Genomic DNA, 23,387 nt, shown 5'->3' with positions numbered 1-23,387 from the left:
GCACCGCATGATGGGGGTGTGCAAGGGGGGCAAAAACAATTCCTCCCCGTGCCGGGGAGGATCAGGCCCCCAGCCTCTCCAGCATCGAGGGGGTCAGCACCTGGGGCAGCACCTGCGGTTCCTTCGCACCGGGCGCGTAATAGAGGTAGAGCGGCACCCCGGCCCGGTTATGCCGCTCGATAAAGCGTCCCAAAACAGGATCGCCATCGGTCCAGTCTCCGACGAGCACCGCCACCTTGTTGCGCTCGAACGCCTCGCGCACGGACGTCCGCTCGATAGCGGCGGCTTCGTTGACCTTGCAGCTCAAGCACCAGTCGGCGGTGAAATAAGCAAAGACCGGGCGGTTCTGCTTACGCAAATCCTCCAGCCTGGCCTCCGTGAAGGCGGTATCGGCACTCGCCTTCGCCACGGCGGCGGCGGGTTTGACCGTCACGACGATCGCGGCCGCCAGCACCAGGGCGGCGATGGCGGGCCAGCCCGCGCGCCCCTTGCCGCCATGCTGGCGCAACCCCGTCCACCAGAAGCCGAGCGAAGCAATGAGCGCGGCGGCAAGGCCCAGCGTCATGCCGGTCACCCCCGCCTCCTGTCCCAATATCCAGGCGAGCGCGAGCGCGGTGAGGAACATCGGCACCGACAGGATATGGCGGAGCCGGACCATCCACATGCCCGGCTTGGGCAGCCGCCGCCGCATCGCAGGGATAAAGCCGATCGCGATGAAGGGCAGCGCGATGCCGATCCCCAACCCCGCGAACACCGCCAGCGCGGCGGCGGCGGGCAGGACCAATGCCGCGCCCAGAGCCCCGGCCATGAACGGCCCCGAACAGGGTGTCGCGACGAACGCCGCCAGCGCCCCGGTCGCGAACGACCCCATCGCGCCCGAACGGCCCGCAAAGGCGGGGGTCGGCAGCTCGAACAGCCCCGCCAGGTTGAAGGCGATGGCGGCGACCAGCAGCAGCAGCACGCCGATCACGCGCGGGTCCTGCAACTGGAACGCCCAGCCCGCGCTCTGCCCGCCCGCGCGCAACGCCAGCAGGACGACGCCCAGCCCGACACAGACCAGCACCACCCCCGCCGTATAGGCCAACGCCTCCGCCCGCGCATGGCGCTCATCGCCACCGCCCTTGGCCAGGCTCAGTGCCTTGAGGCTCAGGATCGGGAAGACGCAGGGCATGATGTTGAGCAGCAGCCCGCCCAGCACCGCCCCCAGAAAGGCCAGCGCCACCGCGCCGAAGCCGGTGTCCGCCCCAGCCCCCGCCTGCGCGATCGCGCCCGGCCTGGCGGCGAAGGACAGGCCCTTGCCCTCCCCGATCGACAGCACGCCCGACACCGGCCCGGCGGTGGAGACGGCGGCGGCGGGAATGGTGAGGATCAGCCGGTCGCCCTGACGGCTCGTCATCTGATCGGCGGCATGGTCGATCACCCCGCTGCGGTCGGGGAAGAAATAGGCGTCCTTCACCACGACCGAGGCGGGGAGCGGCACCGCGATCCGCACCGCCTTGCCCTTGGTCTCGATCACGCCCTCCCCGCCCAGCGGCCGGGGCAGCGCGGCGCGCCAGCGGTCGAACTCGGCACGGGTGGCGGGATCGACCGCGCCGTCGCCCACGGTCATCCGGGTCGACAGGGTCTGGCTTTCGGGAACGCAGATCGTGTCGGTGCAGACCAGATAGTCGAGCTTTACCGTCACCGGCAGGGCGATGCCTTTGGCCAGCCCGCCAGGCAGCGTCAGATCGACGAGCAGCGCGAAGGGCCGCTCATAGACATAGTTCATCAGCCCCGCGATCTTCAGCCGCCCCGGCACCGGATAGCGCAGCTCGCTGGCCGTCACCCCCTTGGGCAGGGTCCAATGCGCCTCGGTCGGCAGGCCCGCATCGCCGCCATTCTTCCAATAGCCGTGCCAGCCCTTGTCCGGAGTCGCGACGATGGCCAGCGTCACCGGCCCACCTGCCGCCGGTATGGCGCTCTCGGCGACCAGGCGCATCGGCAGATGGATCGCACCGGGGGCCGCCGGGGGGCCGCTCTCCGCCATGGCCGGTTCATGGGCCAGGGCGAAACCCAGGACCATGAACAGGGCCGTCATCAGGATGTAAAACCAACCGCGCATCGACCGACCTTGCCCTAACCCCGTTTGGGGTTCCATAGCGGGCCTGTTCCCGCATTGCATCAAGGTTGCCCATGAAGTCCCTGACTGCCGCGCTTTTCGCCTCCGCCGCCCTGATCGCCGCCCCCGCCTTCGCGCAGACGGCCAGCCCGGAACCCGGCAGCGCACCCGCGTCCGTCGCCACGTCCCCCGCGACGCCGCAGGCCCCCTTCCCCACGACTCCGCCCAAGCTGATCGTGGCGATCTCGGTCGACCAGTTCTCGGCGGACCTGTTCCAGCAATATCGCAACCATTTCACCGGCGGCATGGCGCGGCTCCTGACTGGCGCGGTCTTCCCCTCGGGCTATCAGAGCCATGCCGCGACGGAGACCTGCCCCGGCCACTCGACCATCCTGACCGGCTATCGCCCCGCCCATACCGGGATCATCGCCAACAACTGGATCGACCAGACGGTCGGACGCACGGACAAGATCGTCTATTGCTCGGAGGATGAGAGCGTTCCGGGCCAGGATCACAACAATTACATCGTCTCCGACAAGCATCTGAAGGTGCCGACGCTGGGCGAGCGGATGAAGACCGCCGATCCCCGCGTGCGCACCGTCTCGGTCGCGGGGAAGGACCGCGCCGCCGTGATGATGGGCGGCCACAAGATGGATGAGATCTGGTGGTGGGACGGCAAGACCTATGTCTCCTATGCCGGACGCGCCGTGGCGCCAGTGGTGGAGCGCACGCGCAAGGCGGTGGCCGACCTGATCGCCCGCCCGCAGGACGCGCTGCCGCTGCCCGGTTTCTGCAAGCCGCTCGACCGGGCGATCACGGTGGGCGGCCAGACGCTGGGCACCGGCCGGTTCCAGCGCGCGGCGGGCGACCTGAAGGCGTTCCGCGTCTCCCCCGCCGCCGATGCCGCCGTGCTCGCCATGGCGGCGGGCTTCGTGCAGGACATGAAGCTGGGCCAGGGGCCGCAGACCGACATCCTGTCCGTCGGGCTGTCGGCGACCGATTATATCGGCCATGCGCTGGGCACGCAGGGGTCGGAGATGTGCATCCAGATGGCCGAACTGGACCGCTCGCTGGCGGGGTTCTTCGAGGTACTGGACGCCACGGGCGTCGATTATGAGGTGATGCTGACCGCCGACCACGGCGCGCACGACATGACCGAGCGGCAGCAGATCCGCGCCATGCCGATGGAAAGCCATGTCGCGCCCGAGGCCAAGACCAAGGCGATGGCTGCCATCGTCGCACAGACCCTTGGCCTGTCCAACACCCCGCCCATCATGATGAGCGCCGAGGGCGACATCTATATCAACCGCGACCTGCCGCCCGCGACCCGCGCCAAGATACTCGCCGAGGCCAAGCGCCGCTACGAGGCGCTGCCACAGGTCGCCGCCGCGCTGACCCGTGACGAGATCGCCGCGACGCCATGGCCGACGACGACGCCGGAAGGCTGGACGCTGAAGGAAAAGGCGCGGTCTTCCTATGACCCGACCCGTTCGGGCGACCTGCTGATCCTGCTCAAGCCGCGAGTGACGACGATCGAGGAACCCGCGCCGGGCTATGTCGAGACGCATGGCTCGCCCTGGGACTATGACCGGCGCGTGCCGATCCTGTTCTGGCGCAAGGGGATGAGCGGGTTCGAGCAGCCGCTATCGGTCGAGACGGTCGATATCGCCCCCACGCTGGCCGCGACGATCGGCCTGCCGATGCCGGGTGTGGACGGGCGCTGCCTGGACCTCGATCCGGGTGCAGCGGATACGTGCAAGCGGTAAGAATTCCTCCCCGGCACGGGGAGGTGGCAGCGCGTAGCGCTGACGGAGGGGGGCTTCCTCGCAGGGAGTCCCTTGTGGCGATCCCCCTCCACCACCGCTTCGCGGCGGTCCCCCTCCCCGTGCCGGGGAGGATTTAGGGGCGCTCCACCCTATACCGGATCGGCTTGAACGACCCGCCATTGGACGCGGGTGCCGAGCATGCCGTCAACCCGATCACCAGATCCATATGCGCCACGAACCGGATATGGTCCCCTGGCCCGCTGAGCGGCGGCAGCACCTCCAGCTTGCCCGTGGTCCCGTCGACCGGCACGTTCATGAAGCAGTTGAACGCCACCGGTATCCGGTCCGGCACGACGCCATGGGGCTCCAGCGCCGCCGCCAGATTGCCGAAGCAGCCGCGATGGCGCGGCAGGTCGGGATAGAAATGGTCGAACGTGTCGACCGAGCATGGCGTCAGCAGGAAATCATGCATCCCGACCGTATCGGCGACGATCTCCAGCATCACCCGCGACCGGTTGGAATAGAGCTTATGCCCCATCGTCAGCCGGATCGTCTCGGCATAGTCGAGCGTCCGCCCTGAGGAGATCACCTCGTCCAGATCGTCCGCGTTGAACGCCAGCAGGTCCGCGACCTGTCGCCCGCGCGGATCGATCACGGTCAGGCTGTCGCCCTTGGCCATGCGAAAGGCGTCACCGCTGCGCGGCGGGATTTCGACCGTATCGGCGCTCACCGATCGGCCCCGGCCGCCGAGCCCGCATAATGGAAGGGACAGCGCCACCCCTCCTCGACCACGCGACCACTATATTGCCGCGCTTCGCTCAACTCGCCATGCCGTGCGAGCATCGGGTTGCGCGACCCTGCCAAAGCCTCGTCTCGCATCATGATCTTCTCGCGCATCGTTTCATATTTGCCCTGCGCGCGCAGCGTCTCGAACTGGTCGTGCAGATTGAAGATCATCGCCGGGCGCGGGAAACGGCGCGCCGGTCGGCTGGCATTCGGATGCAGACCCACGACGAAAAAGGCTTCCCCGCCGAAGGACAGCGAGAAATGCGGATCGTCGGGATTGGAACTGACGCGCTTGTCCCAATCCTGTCCCAGCCAGACATCCTTGTCCGACAGGGACTGGATACGCGCCCAGACCGACCGCTCGAACGCCGCCTCGTCCAGTCGCTCCGGCCCCGCGAACACCACCGCCAGGCTGCGGAAGAGTTGCGGTTCGGCACGGTAACGCTCGGCGAAGCGGCGCAGGCTGTCATGGATGCGCAGGTCGTCCCAGGCGCTGGCGATATCGCGCGCGCCCAGGATTTCCAGCGTTCCACGCGCCATCGCCGCCTTCGCGCCGACACAGGGGAAGTCCGCCGCCGCGACATGGGCGCGCAACAGGGCCGCCGACTCCGGCTCGCTAGGGTCGCTGGCGGGAAAAAGACTGCTTTCGGTTTTTGACATGGGATGCCCCAACGTCGCGCCGATGGAGGACGTTCCGAGAAAAAGAGTCCGTTATTCCGATGAATTAGGACCCAGTCTTGGCGGAATTGATACGTATCAAGATCACGACTCGGTGACTGCCGCGGAGACGCAATCAGATATTCGCTTCCCCCGCGACATCCACCAGCCGCAACATCGCCCTGTGCTCGCTTCGTACCGGTGCGGGGTGACCGTAATAATAACCCTGTTGCCATGTCGCGCCGCTGACATAGGCGATATCGGCCATCTCCGGCGTTTCCACGCCTTCGATGATGACAGTACCACCCAATTCGCGGATCAATCCGATCAGATGCGGCAAACTGTGGCAGGGCTGAACATTGCTGATGGCGCGTTGGAGGAACAGGCCGTCGATCTTCACCAGCGCGGGCACCAGATCCATCAACTGCCGGATCGAGGTGTAGCCGGCACCGAAATCGTCCAACGCCAAGGTCGCCCCGACCGCGCGCACCTCCCGCGCGAAGGCGATCGTTTCGCGGATATGGACGATCGGATCGGTTTCGGTGATCTCGACCACCAGCCGCTTGGCGATATCCGGGCGCGTGGCGAGTTCCGCCAATATGCCCCGCCACCACCCCTTCAGATGCGCCGAACTGGCCGAGATATTGACCCCCAGGGTCGCCGACGGGTCCGCGCGCAATTCGTCCAGCACATGACGCACCATGACCCAGTCGAAGGTCGTGGCCATCCCGGTCCGCTCCAACGCCGGAAACACGACGGCGGGCGACAGTCCGGCATTTTGGTTACCGAAACGAACCAGCCCCTCATGATACAGGACACGGGAAGAGTCGCGATAATCACAGACCGGCTGCCAATAGGGAATCATGCGCCCGTCGGCGGCACAGCAAAAGGCATGGGCCGCGATCTGCATGTCGCTCTTATAGATGGCGAACCACCGATCCCCATGATCGCGCTGTATGTCGCGAGGGCCACGATAGCGGGGCGGTTCGTCGCTATCCCAGGTCATCACGGCATGGAGCGCCGCCCCCGGCTGTCCAGTCGTCAGCGCGATCGAAATGGGTTCGGCGGTCAGGCGATAGGAAAGCTCGGCCACGCGATGCAACTCCACCGCATTACCCGCTCGAACATCGCTGACGATCCGAAATCGCTGTCGAGTTTCGTTCTGCTCGAACCCCAGGCCCAAATGACACAAGCGCATTTGAATGTGGCTAACCACTTGATCGGCAACGGCGACGCCCCAACAAGCCTCGATCAAATCGAGATTGCTGATCTCCATTTCGAAATGGCTGCTTGGCACCTTAGCTACACCCCTAGCTGTCGGCAGGCCATCAGCCATTTTCATCGTGGCTTAACCAACCTCCCCACCGATATTTATCGGCAATCGAAGGAGTTGCAAAGATAAAAAAACTTTTTCAGGTCAATCGAGCACTTTGTTTACATTACGTAACCTCAACTTACCGACTTAACTCATTCTCACTCAATCAATATTCGGCCGCAGCCAGCGCGTCGCCTGCATCATGTCTACACCACGACGGGCGGCATAATCTGCCACTTGGTCCTCGCCTATACGCGCCACGCCGAAATATTCGGCCTGTGCATGGCCGAAGTAAAACCCGCTGACTGCCGCCGTGGGAAGCATTGCGAAGCTGTCGGTCAGTTCCAGCCCGACCGCCTGTTCGGCGCCCAACAGGTCGAACAGCGTCCGCTTGATGCTGTGTTCCGGGCAGGCGGGATAGCCCGGCGCGGGGCGGATGCCGCGATATTGTTCGCGGATCAGCGCCTCGTTGGTCAGTTGCTCGCCCGCCGCATAGCCCCAGAGGTCGGTGCGGACATGCGCGTGGAGCCGCTCGGCAAAGGCCTCGGCCAGGCGATCGGCCAAGGCTTTCAGCAGGATGTCGTTATAATCGTCATGCTGGCTGCGGAACCGTTCGATATGCGCGTCGATGCCGTGGATGCCGACCGCGAAGCCGCCGATCCAGTCGCCTGCGGGATCGATGAAGTCGGCCAGGCACATGTTCGCGCGGCCCTCCCGCTTGGCGATCTGCTGGCGCAGGAAGGGGATGCGGACTTCTTCAGGCCCTCTCCCCGCCGGGGAGAGGGTTGGGTGAGGGGCGGTTGCGGAAGCTTCGCCGCCCAGCCCCGGCCCCGGCCCCTCACCCCGGCCATCTCCCCGCAGGGGAGAGGGCGTGAGGATCACGTCGTCGCCATCGCGGCGGCACGGCCAGAGCGCGGCGACGCCCTTGGCGGTCAGCCACTTCTCGGCGATGATCGTGTCGAGCATCGCCTGCGCGTCCGCGTACAACCCGCTCGCGCTCTCGCCGACGACTTCGTCGGTCAGGATGGCGGGGAAGTTGCCCGCCAGTTCCCAGGCGCGGAAGAAGGGCGTCCAGTCGATATAGTCGCGCAGGTCGGACAGGTCCCAGTCCTGATAGACATGGACGCCCGGCTGCTTCGGATCGCCCGCCTTCAACGCCATGTCCGCGACGAAACCGCGCGCCCGCGCTTCCTCCAGCGGCAGGAGCGCGTTCGCCCCCTTCCCCTCGCGGGCCTTGCGAACCGCTTCGTAATCGGCGGCCACCTGCGCCACATAGGGATCGCGCTGCGTGTCCGACACGAGCGTCGTCGCCACGCCGACCGCGCGCGAGGCGTCGAGGACATGCACCACCGGCCCCGAATAAGCGGGCGCGATGCGCAGCGCGGTGTGGACCTTGGAGGTCGTCGCGCCGCCGATCAGCAGCGGCATGGTCATGCCCGCGCGCTGCATCTCCTCGCCCACCGTCACCATCTCATCGAGCGAGGGGGTGATGAGGCCCGACAGGCCGATCATGTCGGCGTCATTCTCGTTCGCCGCCGCGATGATCTTCGACCAGGGGACCATGACGCCCAGGTCGACCACGTCGAAGCCGTTGCACTGGAGCACGACGCCGACGATGTTCTTGCCGATATCGTGCACGTCACCCTTCACGGTCGCGAGCACGATCTTGCCCTTGCCCTTGGCGCCCGGCTCCTTCGCCGCCTCGATGAAGGGGAGGAGGTGCGCGACCGCCTTCTTCATGACGCGGGCGGACTTGACCACTTGGGGCAGGAACATCTTGCCCGATCCGAACAGGTCGCCGACGACGTTCATCCCGTCCATCAGCGGGCCTTCGATGACCTCGATCGGCCGGGCGAATTGCTGGCGACATTCCTCGGTATCGTCGACGACATGCGCGTCGATGCCCTTGACCAGCGCGTACTCCAGCCGCTTGGTGACCGGCAGGCTGCGCCACTCCGCCGCCTGCTTTTCCGCGACCGCATCGGTGCCGCGATAGCGCTCGGCCAGCGCGACCAGCCGCTCGCCCGCTTCGGGATCGCGGTTGAGGACCACATCCTCGCACGCCGTCCGCAACTCGGGATCGATCGTGTCGTACACGTCGAGCTGGCCCGCATTGACGATTGCCATGTCCATGCCCGCCGGGATGGCGTGGTAGAGGAACACCGAGTGCATCGCCCGGCGCACCGGCTCGTTGCCGCGGAAGCTGAACGACAGGTTCGACAGGCCGCCCGAGATATGGACGTGCGGGCAGCGCGCCTTGATCTCGCGGCACGCCTCGATGAAGTCGACGCCGTAATTGTTATGCTCCTCGATGCCCGTCGCCACCGCGAAGACATTGGGGTCGAAGATGATGTCCTCGGGCGGAAAGCCGATGCCCATCAGCAGGTCATAGGCGCGGGCGCAGATCTCGACCTTGCGCGCCTTGGTGTCGGCCTGGCCGACCTCGTCGAACGCCATGACGACCACCGCCGCGCCGTACGCCATGCAGCGACGGGCATAATGGAGGAAGGATTCCTCGCCTTCCTTCATGCTGATCGAATTGACGATCGGCTTGCCCGACACGCATTTCAGCCCCGCCTCGATCACGCTCCATTTGGAACTGTCGATCATGATCGGCACGCGCGCGATATCCGGCTCGGCGGCGATCAGCTTGAGGAAGGTGGTCATGGCGAATTCGGCGTCGAGCAGCCCTTCGTCCATGTTGACGTCGACCACCTGCGCGCCATTCTCGACCTGGCTGCGCGCCACCTCCACCGCGCGGGCATAATCGCCCGCCAGGATCATCTTCTTGAACGCCGCCGAGCCGGTGACGTTGGTCCGCTCGCCGATATTGACGAAATTGGTGGAGGATGCGGTCTGGGTCATATCTCGATCTCTATTCCTCCCCTGCTAGGGGAGGTGGCAGGGCGCAGCCCTGACGGAGGGGTGTCACGCTGTCGAGAGGCGGGTCTCTGCGAGACACCTTCCCCTCACCCAACCCTCTCCCCGGAGTGGAGAGGGCTATTCAGGTCACGCCGCCATCGTGAAGGGCTCGAGGCCAGCGAGGCGGGTGACGACCGGCGGGGTCGGGACGGCGCGGGGCTTCATGCCCTTCACCTTGTCGGCGATCGCCTTGATATGCGCGGGCGTCGAGCCGCAGCAGCCGCCGAGCACATTGACCTGCCCCTCGACCGCCCATTCGCCGACCAGACCGGCGGTGGTGACGGGCGCTTCGTCATAGGCACCCAGTTCGTTGGGCAGCCCGGCATTGGGATAGATCATGATCAGCGTGTCGCAGATTTCGCTCAGCGTCTTCACATGCGGGCGAAGCTGTTCCGCGCCGAACGAGCAGTTCAGCCCGATGGTCAGCGGCTTGGCGTGGCGCACCGCGTGCCAGAAGGCCTCGACCGTGTGGCCCGACAGGTTGCGGCCCGACAGGTCGGTCAGCGTCATCGACAGCATGATCGGGATTTCACGGCCCCGCGCCTCGCCCGCCTCGATCACCGCCATGATCCCGGCCTTGGCGTTGAGCGTGTCGAACACCGTCTCGATCAGGATGAAGTCCGCCCCACCCTCGACCAGCGCGTCGATCTGTTCGCGGTAGACGTCCTTGAGGTAATCGAAGTCGATCTCGCGATAGCCCGGATCGTTGACGTCGGGCGACAGCGACAGCGTCTTGTTGGTCGGCCCGATCGCGCCCGCGACGAAACGCGGGCGGCCGTCCTTCGCCTGATATTCGTCCGCCAGACGGCGGGCGAGCCTGGCGCTCTCGACATTGATCTCGCGGACCAGATGTTCGGCACCATAATCGGCTTGGCTGATCCGGTTCGCCGAGAAGGTGTTGGTTTCGGCGATGTCCGCACCCGCCTCGAAATAGGCGCGGTGGATGGACTCGGGCACCTCCGGCTTGGTGAGCGCCAGGATGTCGTTATTGCCCTTCTGGTCGTGCGATAGGCCCAGCGTCCCGGCATAGGCCGCCTCGTCCAGCTTCCAGTTCTGGATCTCCGTGCCGAACGCGCCGTCGGTGATCAGGATACGCTTGGCGGCTTCGGCCAGGAAGGTGTCGCGGGTCGTCATCGGTCTGCTCCTGCTCTGGCGAGCGGTTGTTCTTTTCCAGGGGTGGGGAGCCTCTGGCGTCATCGCCTGTGGCCCTGCCCTCCCCCATCCCCTCCCGCTTGCGGGAGGGGTGTGCCTGGGTCTTCGGTCGGGCACTATCGCCAACCGCCGACCCTCTAATTCATCACTCCCCTCCCGCCTGCGGGAGGGGGCTAATCGTCACGCCGCCGCGATCGCCTCGGCCTTCTTGCCGCGCACGCCCAGCAGATGGCTGATCGCATAGGCCAGTTCGGCGCGGTTGAGCGTGTAGAAGTGGAAGCCCTTCACCCCGCCCGCATACAGACGGCGGCACATCTCCGCGGCGATCGTCGCGGCGACGAGTTGGCGCGCGCCGGGATGGTCGTCCAGCCCCTCGAACAGACGGTCCATCCAGTCGGGGATGCACGCCCCGCACATGGCGGCGAACTTGCGGGTCTGGGCGACGTTCGACACCGGCAGGATGCCCGGCACGATCTCCGCCGTGATCCCCGCCGCCGCCGCCGCGTCGCGGAAGCGGAAATAGGCTTCGGGCGAGAAGAAGAACTGCGTGATCGCGCGGTTGGCTCCGGCATCGATCTTACGCTTCAGATTGTCGATATCCGACGCCTGATCCACCGAGTCCGGGTGGCATTCGGGATAGGCCGCGACCGAAATCTCGAACGGATGCAGCTTTTTGAGGCCCGCCACCAGATCGGCGGCATTCTCATAGCCGCCCGGATGGCTCACGAAGCGCGCGCCCTCCGCAGGCGGATCGCCACGCAGCGCCACGATATGCCGCACGCCCGCCGCCCAATATTCGTGCGCGACCTGATCGATTTCCTCGCGCGTCGCCTCGACACAGGTCAGATGCGCCGCCGCCGCCAGCGTCGTCTCGCGCTGGATCCGCGCGACGGTGGCATGGGTCCGTTCGCGGGTCGAGCCGCCCGCGCCGTACGTCACCGACACGAAGCGCGGGTCGAGCGGCTCCAGCGTGCGGATCGCATCCCAGAGCTGCGCGTCCATCTTCTCCGTCTTGGGCGGGAAGAATTCGAAACTGACCGCGATATCGCCGCCGACATCGGCGAACAGCGGTTCGTCATGCGCCAGCGCCGCTTCGGCCTGGGTCAGGATCGTATTCGTCATGCCGCCTTCACCCTATTCGTCTCGACGGGCCGAAGCCCCTTCTTCACACCCAGCCAGAGCTTGACGGTCAACTCGCCGCCCTCCAGCGTCTTCGTCTCGGCCAGCGTCAGCCCGGCGGGACCGAACCAGCCGGCGATCTGTTCGTCGCCAAAGCCCAGACGGCTATGCGCCGCCTTTTGCCGCAGTTCCTCGCGATCGTGCGGCGCGAAATCGGCGATCAGCAACCGCCCGCCCGGCCCCAGCACCCGCGCCGCCTCGGCGATCGCCGCCCCCGGCTGCTGCGCGAAGTGGAGGACATGGTGCAGGATCGCGATATCCGCCGCGCCGTCACCCATGGGCAGCGCATAGAGGTCCGCCTGCCGCAACTCGGTATTGGCGCGCCCGTGCAATTTCGCGCGGGCCAGCCGCAGCATCTCCGACGATCGATCGATGCCCAGCGCCGCATCAGCGCGGTCGCCGAACAACTCCAGCATCCGCCCGGTGCCGGTGCCGATGTCGATCAGCGTGCCCAGATCGCCTTCGCCGATCAGGCCCGCCATCGCCTCCTCGATCTCGCTGTCCGCGACATGGAGCGAGCGGATCGCGTCCCACTCGCCCGCATGATCCTCGAACCAGGCCGCCGCACTCGCCGCCCGGTCCGCGCGCACCGCCGCCAGCCGCGCGACATCCGCCACCACCCAGGGGTCGGGCCTGTCCGCCGTCCAGCGGTCCAGCGCCGCCGTCATCGGCTCCACCGCCTCACGATCGCCGAGTGCGACGAACACCCAACTGCCTTCCTTGCGCCGCTCGGCCAGTTCGGCATCGACCAGGATCTTCACATGGCGGCTGACGCGCGGCTGGCTCTGGCCCAGCACCTGCGCCAGTTCGCCCACAGACAGTTCCATCGAGCGGAGCAGCGCCAATATGCGCAGCCGCGTCGGATCGCTGAGGGCGCGAAAGATTTCCAGCGCATTGGCCATGGATTACGATATAAAGATATCTTTATATGCGGTCAACGGAGGCAACTCATTTAGGCCGACACGGACCCGAAACGGATAATCTGCGTTGGCACGCCGATCATATGTTTGAAACGGGAGTGTTTGCCATGAAGAAGGCCCTGATCCTCGCCCTGACCGGCGCCGCCGCCATCTCGCTTTCCGCGTGCAGCGAAAACAGCCGCACCCAGACCGAACAGGCCGCCGATGCGATCGGCTCGGACGTGAAAGCGACGACGCAGAACGCGTCGGACGATGTCGAGGCGGCGACGGCGCGCGCGCTGAATTCGGCGGAGAATGCGATGGACAAGGCGGGCGACAAGCTCGACCGCGCCGGTGACCGTGCGGCGGCCCATGCCGACCGCGCGGGCGACAATATCGATCGCGGCCTCGACCGGGCGGGCGACAAGATCGAAAAGGGCGCCAACGACGCCCGCCAGGCGACCGGCAACGCGCTGGTCCGTGCGGGCGAGGACGTTCGCCGCTAAGCGGTCCGTCCTTCGGGATGAAGGGAACGGGTCGGCGAGATTCTCGTCGGCCCGTTTTCGTTTGGGGAGAGGCTGTCCCTTGCCCCAAACTCAGTCGAACCGCACCTTCCCCCGCCCCGCCTTCACCTGGGCGCGCCCCTTCTTGGCGTCCACCCGCCGCGTCTGCGAGGCCCGTGTCGGCTTGGTCGGCCGGCGCTTCTTGGGCACGATGGTCGCCTCGCGGATCAGCTCGATCAGCCGCTCGCGCACCTCGCGCCGGTTCATCTCCTGCGAGCGGCTGGCATCGGCGCGCAGGGTCAGCACGCCGTCCTTGCTCAGCCTTTGCCCCGCCAGCACCGCGAGGCGCATCTTCACCGCCTCCGGCAAACTCGGCGAGCCGCCCACGTCGAAGCGCAGCAGCACCGCGCTGTCGGTCGTGTTGACATGCTGCCCACCCGGCCCGGAGGCGCGGGTGAAGCTCTCGCCGATCTCGCGCTCGTCGATCGCGATGGCGCTGGTGACGGGGATCAGCGCCATCGAACCGGCTTATTCGGTGAACGCGCCGAAGCGTTCGGGAAGCGGGGCTTCCGCGGTGATCGGGCCTTTGGTATCGCCGCGCGGCACGGTCAGGCTGGCGGCGTGGAGCAGCATGCCCCCGGCCTCGCCCGCACCGTAAACGGGATCGCCGACCACGGCCGCGCCCAGCCCGGTCGCCGCATGAACGCGAATCTGGTGCGTGCGGCCCGTCTCGGGGCGGAACTCGACCAGCGTCCGCCCGCCCTCATGCCGCAGCGCCCGCCAGCCGGTCCGTGCCGCCTTGCCTGCCGGATCGGCGACGATCCGCCAGCCTTCCTCGCGGGTCGAAACCTTGGCGAGCGGAAGGTCGATCATCCCTTCCCCCTCGACGACACCATTCAGCACCGCCAGATAGCGCTTTTCGACCAGCCCGGCCTCGAACGCCTGCTGGAAGCGCGCATGCGCCTTCGGGTTGCGCGACAGAAGCAGACAGCCGCTGGTGTCGCGGTCGAGCCGATGTACCGCATGCGGCCAGCGCTTGAATCCGAATTTGAGCGATTCCAGGTGGTTTTCGAGGCTGATCGACCCATTGCGGGGCCGATCGACGGGCAGGCCCGCCGGTTTGTCGATCACCAGCGCTTCGCCGTCGATGAATAGAACGCGATCTCCGTGCATCACGCTCCCTTGCCACCGCCAGCGCCGACATGCCAGAGCCGCGCGCGTCATGCCGTCCCTTCGTACCGTTTTCCTGCCCGCGACCTTCGCCGTCACGCTCGCCCTGCTGCCCATCCTGGCGCAGGCCCAGTCGTGCGACGGCGCGCTGCCGCCGCCGGGCCCCGATGGCCGGGTCGCCGGGCATTTCTTCTATGGCGACGCCCCGCCCGCCGAACTGGTCCCGGCCCCGCCGGGCTTCGCGCTGGGCCAGCCCTGCTATGTCCGCCGCGACATGCTGCCCGACCTGGAGCGGTTGCTGGCCGCCGCGAAGGGCGATCCGGCGGTGATGGGGCAGTTGCGCGGGCTGTCCTGCCACCGCGCCATCCTGCGCCAGGGTCATGTCTTTTGCCGCGACCGGGACAGCACCGCCGCCGAGCGCGCCATTTCGGTCGCCCCGGCGGGGCATAGCGAGCATGCGACCGGCTATGCGATCGACTTCGCGGTGCGGCCCTCGCCCAATTGCCCGGATGCCGAGGCCTGCATGGCCGCGACCCCGGCGGCGCGCTGGCTGTTCGCCAACGGCCCGCGCTTCGGCTTCGAGTTGAGCTTCCCCGCAGGCAACACGCAGCGGGTGAAGTGGGAACCATGGCACTGGCGCTGGGTCGGGACCAGTCCGACCGCGCCGGGGGCGGCGCAGGCACGCTTCATCTTCGCCAAGGCGCGCGCGCAGTTTCCCGCCAAGCCGGGGGTGCGCGATCCGTTGAAGGTGGTGGTGGCGAGCCCGCCGCCGGTTCCCGTTGCGCCCACGCCCTTGTCCGCTCCGCTCAAGAAGAAGCAGAAGCGGCGATAGGGTTGGGCGTGGCCTTCGACTTCGCTCAGGCTGAACGGGATCCGGGGATATAGCCCCGTTCCAACTACCACCCTCCGTTCGCACTGAACGGAGGGTAGGAAAAAGGCGGGGATACCTTCCGGCACCCCCGCCCCTTAAAATCACCCGAACAGCTTGGCGGCCGTCTCGGCGATGCGCTTGCCCTGGTAGCGGGCGCCGTCCAGGTCGACCTGGCTCGGCTGGCGGCTGCCGTCGCCATCGGCCAGGGTGGACGCGCCATAGGGCGTGCCGCCATGGACTTCCTTGACACCCATCTGGCCCTGGAAACCGTAATCCAGCCCGACGATGGTCATACCGTGGTGGATCAGGTTGGTCAGCACCGAGAACAGGGTCGTCTCCTGCCCGCCATGCTGGCTGGCGGTCGAGGTGAAGGCGCCGCCGACCTTGCCGACCAGACCGCCGCGCATCCACACGCCGCCGGTGGTGTCCCAGAAGGCCGCCATCTGGCTCGCCATCCGGCCATAGCGGGTCGGCGTGCCGACGATGATCGCGTCATAGTTGGTCAGCGCGTCGGGGCCCTCGATCTCGGGGTGCGCGGTGTCGGTCTTGAAGTGCGCGGCGGCGACCACCTCGGGCGGAGCGGTTTCGGCGACGCGGCGGATATCCACCTCGGCACCCCCGGCGCGCGCGCCCTCGGCGATGGCGTCGGCCATCTTCTCGATGTGACCATAGGACGAATAATAGAGTACCAGAACCTTGGCCATGTGACTTAACTCCCTTCCAGAAATTGCAGTTATTCGGAATCGACCAGAACGATCTCGGCATCCTCGATGGCGGTGATCGTCACGGTACGGCCACCCGACAGCGCCGCACCGTCCCGAGCCGCGAACGGCACACCGTCGATTTCGATCCGTCCGGTCGCGGGGACGAGATAGGCGTGACGCCCCTCCCCCACGACATGCTCGACGCTTTCCCCGGCCCGCAGGGTCGCGCCCAGCACACGGGCATCGGCGCGGATGCGTAGCGCATCGCCATCCTCCTCGAACCCGCTGGCCAGCGTCACGAACCGGCCCGAACGCTCGCCCCTGGGGAACGGCTTGGCGCCCCAACTCGGCTGGCCGCCCCGGCTGCGCGGTTCGATCCAGATCTGGAAGAGCGTGGTCGGCTCGGCCTCCAGATTATATTCGGCATGGCGCACGCCCGATCCGGCGCTCATCACCTGAACATCGCCCGCCGCGGTGCGGCCGACATTGCCCATCGAATCCTGGTGCGTGATCGCACCGGTGCGGACATAGGTGATGATCTCCATATCGGCATGGGAATGCGGCGGGAAACCGGCGTTGGGAGCGATGACATCATCGTTCCACACCCGGATCGCGCCCCAGCCCATGCGGGCGGGATCATAATAATTGGCGAACGAGAAATGGTGCCGCGCGTCCAGCCAGCCATGGTTGGCATGGCCCAGGCTTTCGAAGCTGCGGCGGTCGATTCCCCGATCCTGAACAGGGGTGTCGATGACTTGGGTGCTCATAGGGTATCTCCCTTGGTTGAGCCCAAGATAGGGTGCATAATCGTCGCGTAAACGGAAACGCTGGAAACCGATCGTTTCCAAGTGCATTGTAGCGCGGAGCCGGCCGCCAAAGGGGTCGGGGCGAAGGGGGTATGGATGCGTCTGCCGGATCTGGAAGCCTGGGCCATCTTCGCCGCCGTGGTGGAGCACCGATCCTTCAGCGGCGCCGCCGACGCCATCGGGCTGTCCAAGGCCACCGTGTCCAAGGCGATCACCCGGCTGGAGGCGCAACTCAACCAGTCGCTGTTCCACCGCACCTCGCGCCGCCTGGCCCTGACCGAGGCGGGCAAGCCGCTGGCCGAGCATGCCGCGCGCATTCTGGCCGAGGCGCGCGCCGCCGAGGAAGCCGCGCGCGACGCCGCCAGCGCGCCCGCCGGTCGCATCCGGCTTGCCGCGCCCATGTCGTTCGGGGTGACCAACATCGCACCGGTCATCGCCGAGTTCCTGGCCGCGCATCCGGGGATCGAGATCGAACTCAGCCTGTCCGACGCGCGGGTTGATATCGTCGCGGAAGGCTATGACATCGCACTGCGCATCGCCGATCTGCCCGACAGCTCGCTGCGCGCGCGGCGGCTGTGCGGGATTTCTACGCATGTCGTCGCTTCGCCCGGCTATCTGGCGGAGCATGGCACGCCGACCCACCCCAATGAACTGGGCGAGCATCGGCTGCTCAGCTATTCCAACATCACCGGCCCCTGGCGCTTTCGCCGCTCCGACGGGGCGGAAGTGTCGGTCCGTCCGCAAGGTCCGCTGACCGCCAATAGTGGCGATGCACTGGTCCCCGCCGTGCTGGCCGGACTGGGCATCGCGCGGCTGCCGGGGTTCATCATCGGGCCGCATCTGGCATCGGGCCGCGCGGTGGCGATCCTGGAGGACTGGACGCCGCCGCCGATCGGGCTTCATCTGCTGACGCCGCCCAGCCCCTTGCGCCCGGCGCGGGTCGAGGCGCTGATCGCCTGGCTGGCCGACCGGGTCCGCGACCCCTGCATGATCGCCAAGGCGACGGAGAAGGCGATGGGGGACGTGCGATGAACCGGCTTCGCCCCGACGAGGCCGATGCGCGCTTCATCCGCCGCATCGTCCTGACCTTGGTGATCCTGGGCGTCGGCGCCGCACTGTTCCGGGCGGGCGACCTGCTGATCCTCGCCTTCGGGTCGATCCTGGGGGCGATCGTCATCCATGCCATCGCCGATCTCTATGCCGACCGTCTGCCGATCGGCCCCAAACGCTCGCTGACCCTGTCGGTCGCGACGGTGCTGGCGGTGCTGGGCTTCCTGGCCTGGCTGTTCGGCGTCGCCTTTCGCCAGCAGTTGAACACGCTGGTCACGCAATTGCCGAACCTGATCGACCAGTTAGCCGCCTGGGCCGCGCAATCGCCGGTCGGAGCCAAGGTGGTGGACGCGGTCCGCGCCGCCTATGCGGGCAGCCGGGTGGCGCAGGATATCGGCGGCATCGTGTCGGGCGCGGGCGAGTTCGTGCTCAACTGCGTGTTGCTGCTGGTCGGGGCGCTGTTCTTCGCCGCCGATCCCAAAGTCTATGAGCGCGGCTTCCTGCTGCTGATCCCTCGATCGATGCGCCCGGCGATGGAGGATGCGCTGTTCGATACCGGATCGACCCTTCGCCTGTGGCTCCGCGCGCAATTGATCCAGATGACGACGATGGGCGTGCTGGTCGGCGTAGGATTGGCGATCGCGGGGGTGCCGTCCGCCGCCGCGCTGGGGCTGCTGACGGGCCTCAGCGAATTCGTCCCCTATGTCGGGCCGGTCGCCGCGATGCTGCCCGCGCTGGGGCTGGCGGCGCAGGGCGGCAACCATGCGATCATCGGCACGCTCATCACCTTCGCCCTGGTCCGCCTGGTCCAGACCAACGCCATCACCCCCTTCGTCACCAGTCGCGTCGTGGCGATCCCTCCGGCCGTAACCCTTTTCGCGATCATCGGGATCGGCACCATATTCGGCCTTTTCGGACTTTTCTTTTCCGCGGCACTGTTGATCGTCGTGTTTACCTTGATCAGAAGCCTGTATTTGCGGGAAGTTCTGGGCGAAGACATTCCGCCGGTGGAACATCAGACCTTGCTCGACCCCCGGGCCAGAGTGAAACAAGACAATAATAATCCGGGTTAGGAGCGAATTAACCTTTTACGTTCACGCAAGCGTTGGCTAATGATTAACACATCCGGTCGCCCGGGGACCTTGGTGGCGATCATTCGCGAATGGGGATTGTCGATGCGCGTGCTGCTGATCGAGGACGAACCGACCACCGCCAAGGCGATCGAGCTGATGCTCGGCAGCGAAGGCTTCAACGTCTATACCACGGATCTGGGTGAAGAAGGCCTCGATCTGGGCAAGCTGTACGACTACGACATCATCCTGCTCGACCTGAACCTGCCGGACATGCATGGCTATGACGTGCTGAAGCGCCTGCGTGTCGCGCGCGTCTCGACCCCGGTGCTGATCCTGTCGGGGATCAACGAAATGGATTCGAAGGTGCGCAGCTTCGGCTTCGGCGCCGACGACTATGTCACCAAGCCCTTCCACCGCGAGGAGCTGATCGCGCGCATCCACGCCGTGGTCCGTCGCTCCAAGGGCCATTCGCAGTCGATCATCCGCACCGGCAAGCTGGCGGTCAATCTCGACGCCAAGACGGTCGAGGTCGACAATGCCCGCGTCCACCTGACCGGCAAGGAATATGCGATGCTGGAGCTGTTGTCGCTCCGCAAGGGCACGACGCTGACCAAGGAGATGTTCCTCAACCATCTCTATGGCGGGATGGACGAGCCCGAGTTGAAGATCATCGACGTCTTCATCTGCAAGCTGCGCAAGAAGCTGAGCCTGGCCTGCGATGGCGAGAATTATATCGAGACCGTCTGGGGTCGCGGCTATGTGCTGCGCGAACTGGACGAGGGGGAACAGGCCGCCGTCGCCTGATCCTTTGGCCGTTACGAAAAAGGCCGGTTCGCAAAGAGCGGACCGGCCTTTTTCATTGACGTGATTGCGCAGCCTTCCCCGTCAGGCCGACACCGACCGTCGACGCCACGCCACCATCGCCATCAATCCCAGTCCGACGGCCATCATCAACAGGCTGCCCGGCTCGGGCACCGGGGTCGGCGACCCGCCGCCGCTGCTCCCGCCCGAACTGCTCGGCGGATTGGGCGCGGTCGGGGTATAGGTGCCGATATAGGTCCCCAGGTGGAACTCGCCATTCTGGATCAGGCTGCCGAACACCGCCGATCCTTCGATATAGTTGCCGGTCACCGCCGCGGCCTTGGGGGCCAGCACCGACCCCTTCCATGCGGTCGACAGGGTCAGGCTGGTCGCATCGGGGAAGTTCCAGATGACATGCTCGCCCAGCCCCGTGGCATTGCCCAGGAAATTGTCGTTCAACTGGATCGCACTGCCGCTGACATTCACGATGACGGTGTCGGCGCCATTGGTGTTGAACGCGATCTCGCCGAAGCGCGTCAGGTCGGCGGCGGTCAGGTTGAACACGCCGACGCCATCGGCATTGGCCACCGCGTTGAACGTCGCGCGATTGCCCGCGATCGAAACCTGCGCCGTCGGGCTGAGTGCGGCATAGCCGTTCGACAGGTCCGTCATGCTGCTCGCCAGCACCGTCTTCTGCTGCGTCAACCCCGCGACGAAGCCGGGATCGCTGTTCCCCAGGCCCGACTGGACGACATTCTGGTTGATATTGGTGTTGGACAGGCTGCCCCCGACCTTCACCGTCTGAACGCCACCATTCAGGTTGAAGCCGCTCTGCACATTGCCGCCGACCAGCGCACCCGAGCCGTTGTTCAGGTTCTTGGTGCCGCCCAGCACGTCACCGACCACCGTCAGGCCGGGCAGCGCATAGGTTGAGGCGGGGACGGTGCGAATCTGGTAGTTGGACGAATTGCCGCTGAGATTGCCACCGACAAAGGTCCGCCCCTCCACCTCCGAACTGGAGGTCAGGTCGCCCAGGACGATGAGATTCCATTCCTTCAACGCGTCGATCCCGACCACCAGGGGGTCGGCGATGGCGATCGACGGCATGGCGACGGCGACCAGCCCGGCAAGAACGAGACGATGTTTCATGGGGCGATGATAGACGAAAATCGCCGCCAAATCATCAGGCGGTTGGCGAGCAGGTGTCCCGAAGCGCGACGCCCATGGTCATGGGGCGGCCTATAACATCACTTCCGCTCCCAGACCTTCTGCCCGCCGATCCAGGTTTCCTCTACCCGCGTCGCCCGCAACTCGCTGGGGTTGATGTCCAGCGGGTTGCGGTCGACGATGATGAAGTCCGCCTGCTGGCCCTGGCCCAGTCGCCCGAACAGGTCCTCGGCAAAGGCCGCATAGGCACCGTCCATGGTGAAGGCGCGCCAGGCCGCCTCGCGTCCGATGATCTCCTGTGGCTGCCACCCGCCATAGGGCTGGCCGTCCGGGCCTTGCCGTGTGATCGCCGCGGCCCAGCCAGCAAAGGGATCGGGGCTCTCGACCGGATAGTCCGACCCGAAGGTCAGCGTCGCGCCGTTCTTCAACATGGTGTTCCAGGCATAGGCCCCCGCCAGCCGTGCCGGGCCCAGCCGCGCCTCCGCCATCTGGCGGTCGCTGGTTTCGTGCACCGGCTGCATCGAGGCGATGATGCCATGCTTGCCGAAGCGCGGCAGGTCGACCGGATCGACGATCTGGGCATGTTCGATCCGCCAGCGCCGGTCGCCCTTATAGGTCTCGGCCAGTTCGTCGATCGCGTCGAGCACCTGTGCATTGGCCTTGTCGCCGATCGCGTGCACGGCAACCTGGTACTTGTCCATCGCCGCACGGCTCATCAGGTTGCGGATCACGTCATCGGTCATAAAGCCCAGACCGGATTGCCCCGGCGCATCGGCATAGGGTTGCTTCAACCATGCCCCGCGCGATCCCAGCGCCCCGTCGCCGTACAGCTTCACCCCGACCAGGCGCAGCTTGTTGTCGTACAGCCACGGCGTCGGCCCGGTGCCGCCGATCCGCACCGTATCGTCGATCCCGCCGCCATAGCTCATGATGCGGACCCGCAGATTTCCGGCATCGCCCATCCGGCGATAGGTCATCCATTCGTCCAGCGTCGTGCCCATATCGGCGGTCGCGGTGATGCCATGGCTGAGCAGTTCGTTCTGCGCCTTCAGGAAGGCGGTGTTGCGATCCTTGGCCAGCGGTTGCGGGATCGCCTTCTGGATCAGCGTCATGGCGGCGTCGACGAACACGCCGGAGGGCTGGCCACCGATCTTCTCGATCCGGCCACCGGCGGGCGAGACGGTCCTGGCCGTGATCCCCGCCGCCTTCATCGCCGCGCTGTTCGCCCACAGCGCATGGCCATCGGCGCGCTCCATCACCACCGGGCGGTCGGCGGCGACGGCATCCAGGTCGGCGCTGCTGGGAAAGCGGCCCAGGCCCCAGCTTTCCTGGTTCCATCCGCCGCCCAGGATGACCTTGCGATCCGGATTGGCCGCGACATAGGCGGCGATCCGGCTGCGCGCCTCGTCCAGCGACCGGGTGGTCGACAGGTCGAGTTCGATCAGGCGAAAGCCCAGCCCCATCACATGCCCGTGCGAATCGACGAAACCGGGCAGCATCACCCGCCCCTTCATGTCCGCGCGCCAGTCCAGCTTCTCGGGGCGCTTGTCCTTGGCGGAGAGCAGCCGCACGACCTTTCCATCCGGGGTCAGCAGCAATCCGGTGAACCGCACGACCTTGCCGTCCCTGTCGAGCGTCAGCCCGGTCACATTGTCGACCAGCGCATCGGCGAAGGCAGGAGCGGGAGACAGCGCAACCGCCAGCGCGGCGAGAACGGTGGGAAGGACGCGGAAGGAGAAAGCCTGCTTTACCATGGGGTCATTCCCTATCGGGTGACGGGCTGGGTGGGAAGCGTGGGAGTATGCCGATCACTTTCGGTATTCCTCCTGCTCCCCGGACGTCATCCCCCCCTTCCGTCATCCCAGCGAAGGCTGGGATCTTCGGCAAAGGCACCGCTCCGATCGACAAAGGCCCCAGCCTGCGCTGGAGCGACGGATGATGAACGGGGATGATGAATGGCCGGGGCGCCATGGGCGACCTCAAGACCGCCGCACCACCTCGCGGATCACGAAATGCGAGGCCAGCCGCGTCACCCCCGGCAAACGCGCCAGCGTTTCGCGGTGGATGCGCTCATAACTGTCGTCGCGCCGGACCTCGACCTGGATCATATAATCCGCCTCGCCGCTCATCAGGAAGCATTCGACGATCTCGGGACAGCGCAGGATTTCGCGCTCGAACGCCGCCATCGTGTCCTGCCGCTGGTCCTTCAGCGTGACGTTGACCATCACGGTCGAGGGTCGCCCCCGCGCCTCGTGGCTCAGGATCGCGCGATAGCCGGTGATGACCCCCGCCTCGCGCAGTTGGGAAACCCGGCGATGCGCCGCGCTGGCGGACAGGCCGACCTTCTCCCCCAGCGCGGCGCTGGTCAGGTCGGAATCGCGGGCCAGTTGGGCCAGGATGCGGCGGTCGATGGCGTCGGACATTTCATCCCGGTACACCCGCCACCCACGCAAGGAAATCCTGATAAA

22 protein-coding genes are annotated in these 23,387 nt (G+C 66.4%); 7 read left to right on the top strand and 15 right to left on the bottom strand.

The genetic code is table 11. The features are described from left to right. Nucleotides 1-61: 61 nt before the first annotated feature. Nucleotides 62-2,101 (bottom strand): protein-disulfide reductase DsbD family protein, encoded by a 2,040-nt coding sequence (locus tag SM191_RS08950; protein ID WP_341505885.1) that lies wholly within the window; start codon nucleotides 2,099-2,101, stop codon nucleotides 62-64. Nucleotides 2,102-2,172: 71 nt separating this feature from the next. On the opposite strand from SM191_RS08950, the gene SM191_RS08945 reads away from it, so the two are divergent. Beyond that, nucleotides 2,173-3,864, top strand: coding sequence for an alkaline phosphatase family protein (locus SM191_RS08945; RefSeq protein WP_341505884.1), 1,692 nt, complete (start codon nucleotides 2,173-2,175; stop codon nucleotides 3,862-3,864). A gap of 133 nt (nucleotides 3,865-3,997) precedes the next feature. Here SM191_RS08945 and SM191_RS08940 read toward each other — a convergent pair whose 3' ends face one another. The 3 genes from SM191_RS08940 to SM191_RS08930 all read right to left on the bottom strand — a co-directional run bounded on the left by SM191_RS08940 (nucleotide 3,998) and on the right by SM191_RS08930 (nucleotide 6,217). Then, nucleotides 3,998-4,594, bottom strand: coding sequence for an urea carboxylase-associated family protein (locus SM191_RS08940; RefSeq protein ID WP_341505883.1), 597 nt, complete (start codon nucleotides 4,592-4,594; stop codon nucleotides 3,998-4,000). Beyond that, entirely contained in the window at nucleotides 4,591-5,310 is a 720-nt protein-coding gene (gene gntA, locus SM191_RS08935) for a guanitoxin biosynthesis heme-dependent pre-guanitoxin N-hydroxylase GntA (RefSeq protein WP_306999262.1), read from the bottom strand. The genes SM191_RS08940 and gntA overlap by 4 nt, the downstream gene beginning before the upstream one ends. Nucleotides 5,311-5,443: 133 nt before the next feature. After that, on the bottom strand, nucleotides 5,444-6,217 hold the full coding sequence (locus SM191_RS08930; RefSeq protein ID WP_341505882.1) for an EAL domain-containing protein: 774 nt from the start codon (nucleotides 6,215-6,217) through the stop codon (nucleotides 5,444-5,446). On the opposite strand from SM191_RS08930, the gene SM191_RS08925 reads away from it, so the two are divergent. Beyond that, complete coding sequence (locus SM191_RS08925; protein ID WP_341505881.1) at nucleotides 6,200-6,709, top strand: hypothetical protein; 510 nt, start codon at nucleotides 6,200-6,202, stop codon at nucleotides 6,707-6,709. The genes SM191_RS08930 and SM191_RS08925 overlap by 18 nt on opposite strands. A gap of 75 nt (nucleotides 6,710-6,784) precedes the next feature. Here the strand turns inward: SM191_RS08925 and metH are convergent, their stop codons facing one another. From metH to SM191_RS08905, 4 genes are all read right to left on the bottom strand, one after another. Then, nucleotides 6,785-9,487, bottom strand: coding sequence for a methionine synthase (metH, locus tag SM191_RS08920; RefSeq protein ID WP_341505880.1), 2,703 nt, complete (start codon nucleotides 9,485-9,487; stop codon nucleotides 6,785-6,787). A gap of 144 nt (nucleotides 9,488-9,631) precedes the next feature. Continuing rightward, nucleotides 9,632-10,678 carry a homocysteine S-methyltransferase family protein gene (locus SM191_RS08915; protein ID WP_341505879.1) on the bottom strand — a complete coding sequence of 349 codons (1,047 nt, stop codon included), beginning with the start codon at nucleotides 10,676-10,678 and terminating at the stop codon, nucleotides 9,632-9,634. Between the two features lie 198 nt (nucleotides 10,679-10,876). Continuing rightward, nucleotides 10,877-11,818 carry a methylenetetrahydrofolate reductase gene (metF, locus tag SM191_RS08910; RefSeq protein ID WP_341505878.1) on the bottom strand — a complete coding sequence of 314 codons (942 nt, stop codon included), beginning with the start codon at nucleotides 11,816-11,818 and terminating at the stop codon, nucleotides 10,877-10,879. Then, nucleotides 11,815-12,777 (bottom strand): ArsR/SmtB family transcription factor, encoded by a 963-nt coding sequence (locus SM191_RS08905; protein WP_341505877.1) that lies wholly within the window; start codon nucleotides 12,775-12,777, stop codon nucleotides 11,815-11,817. The genes metF and SM191_RS08905 overlap by 4 nt, the downstream gene beginning before the upstream one ends. A 125-nt stretch (nucleotides 12,778-12,902) precedes the next feature. Here SM191_RS08905 and SM191_RS08900 point away from each other — a divergent pair, with 125 nt between their 5' ends. Next, on the top strand, nucleotides 12,903-13,280 hold the full coding sequence (locus tag SM191_RS08900; protein ID WP_341505876.1) for a hypothetical protein: 378 nt from the start codon (nucleotides 12,903-12,905) through the stop codon (nucleotides 13,278-13,280). A 90-nt stretch (nucleotides 13,281-13,370) separates the two neighbouring features. Here the strand turns inward: SM191_RS08900 and arfB are convergent, their stop codons facing one another. After that, a complete protein-coding gene (gene arfB / locus SM191_RS08895) occupies nucleotides 13,371-13,796 on the bottom strand; it encodes an alternative ribosome rescue aminoacyl-tRNA hydrolase ArfB (protein WP_341505875.1) in 426 nt (141 codons plus the stop codon). A 9-nt stretch (nucleotides 13,797-13,805) separates the two neighbouring features. After that, nucleotides 13,806-14,450 (bottom strand): RluA family pseudouridine synthase, encoded by a 645-nt coding sequence (locus SM191_RS08890; RefSeq protein WP_341505874.1) that lies wholly within the window; start codon nucleotides 14,448-14,450, stop codon nucleotides 13,806-13,808. A gap of 49 nt (nucleotides 14,451-14,499) precedes the next feature. Between SM191_RS08890 and SM191_RS08885 the strand changes: the two genes are divergently transcribed. Continuing rightward, nucleotides 14,500-15,279: a M15 family metallopeptidase gene (locus tag SM191_RS08885; RefSeq protein ID WP_341505873.1), complete on the top strand. Its 780-nt coding sequence runs from the start codon at nucleotides 14,500-14,502 to the stop codon at nucleotides 15,277-15,279. Between the two features lie 140 nt (nucleotides 15,280-15,419). Here SM191_RS08885 and wrbA read toward each other — a convergent pair whose 3' ends face one another. Both wrbA and SM191_RS08875 read right to left on the bottom strand, forming a co-directional pair. Beyond that, nucleotides 15,420-16,022: an NAD(P)H:quinone oxidoreductase gene (gene wrbA / locus SM191_RS08880; protein WP_306999239.1), complete on the bottom strand. Its 603-nt coding sequence runs from the start codon at nucleotides 16,020-16,022 to the stop codon at nucleotides 15,420-15,422. Between the two features lie 29 nt (nucleotides 16,023-16,051). Beyond that, nucleotides 16,052-16,789: a pirin family protein gene (locus tag SM191_RS08875; protein WP_341505872.1), complete on the bottom strand. Its 738-nt coding sequence runs from the start codon at nucleotides 16,787-16,789 to the stop codon at nucleotides 16,052-16,054. A gap of 135 nt (nucleotides 16,790-16,924) precedes the next feature. Here SM191_RS08875 and SM191_RS08870 point away from each other — a divergent pair, with 135 nt between their 5' ends. From SM191_RS08870 to ctrA, 3 genes are all read left to right on the top strand, one after another. Continuing rightward, entirely contained in the window at nucleotides 16,925-17,860 is a 936-nt protein-coding gene (locus tag SM191_RS08870) for a LysR family transcriptional regulator (RefSeq protein ID WP_306999236.1), read from the top strand. Next, entirely contained in the window at nucleotides 17,857-18,951 is a 1,095-nt protein-coding gene (locus tag SM191_RS08865; RefSeq protein WP_341505871.1) for an AI-2E family transporter, read from the top strand. Before SM191_RS08870 ends, SM191_RS08865 begins: the two co-directional genes overlap by 4 nt. Nucleotides 18,952-19,053: 102 nt before the next feature. Next, on the top strand, nucleotides 19,054-19,755 hold the full coding sequence (gene ctrA / locus SM191_RS08860) for a response regulator transcription factor CtrA (RefSeq protein ID WP_267434782.1): 702 nt from the start codon (nucleotides 19,054-19,056) through the stop codon (nucleotides 19,753-19,755). An 81-nt stretch (nucleotides 19,756-19,836) separates the two neighbouring features. On the opposite strand, the gene SM191_RS08855 is transcribed toward ctrA, so the two are convergent. The 3 genes from SM191_RS08855 to SM191_RS08845 form a co-directional block, all read right to left on the bottom strand. Beyond that, on the bottom strand, nucleotides 19,837-20,901 hold the full coding sequence (locus SM191_RS08855; protein ID WP_341505870.1) for a choice-of-anchor A family protein: 1,065 nt from the start codon (nucleotides 20,899-20,901) through the stop codon (nucleotides 19,837-19,839). Nucleotides 20,902-20,999: 98 nt separating this feature from the next. Then, nucleotides 21,000-22,673, bottom strand: coding sequence for an amidohydrolase (locus tag SM191_RS08850; RefSeq protein ID WP_341505869.1), 1,674 nt, complete (start codon nucleotides 22,671-22,673; stop codon nucleotides 21,000-21,002). 225 nt (nucleotides 22,674-22,898) lie between these two features. Continuing rightward, a complete protein-coding gene (locus SM191_RS08845; protein WP_306999229.1) occupies nucleotides 22,899-23,342 on the bottom strand; it encodes an Lrp/AsnC family transcriptional regulator in 444 nt (147 codons plus the stop codon). Nucleotides 23,343-23,387: the final 45 nt, after the last annotated feature.

The sequence above is a fragment of the Sphingomonas sp. 2378 genome (assembly GCF_038084995.1).
GTDB lineage: Bacteria > Pseudomonadota > Alphaproteobacteria > Sphingomonadales > Sphingomonadaceae > Sphingomonas.
The sequence above is the reverse complement of the archived record's forward strand: the minus strand, read 5'-3'. Positions and strand labels throughout refer to the sequence as shown.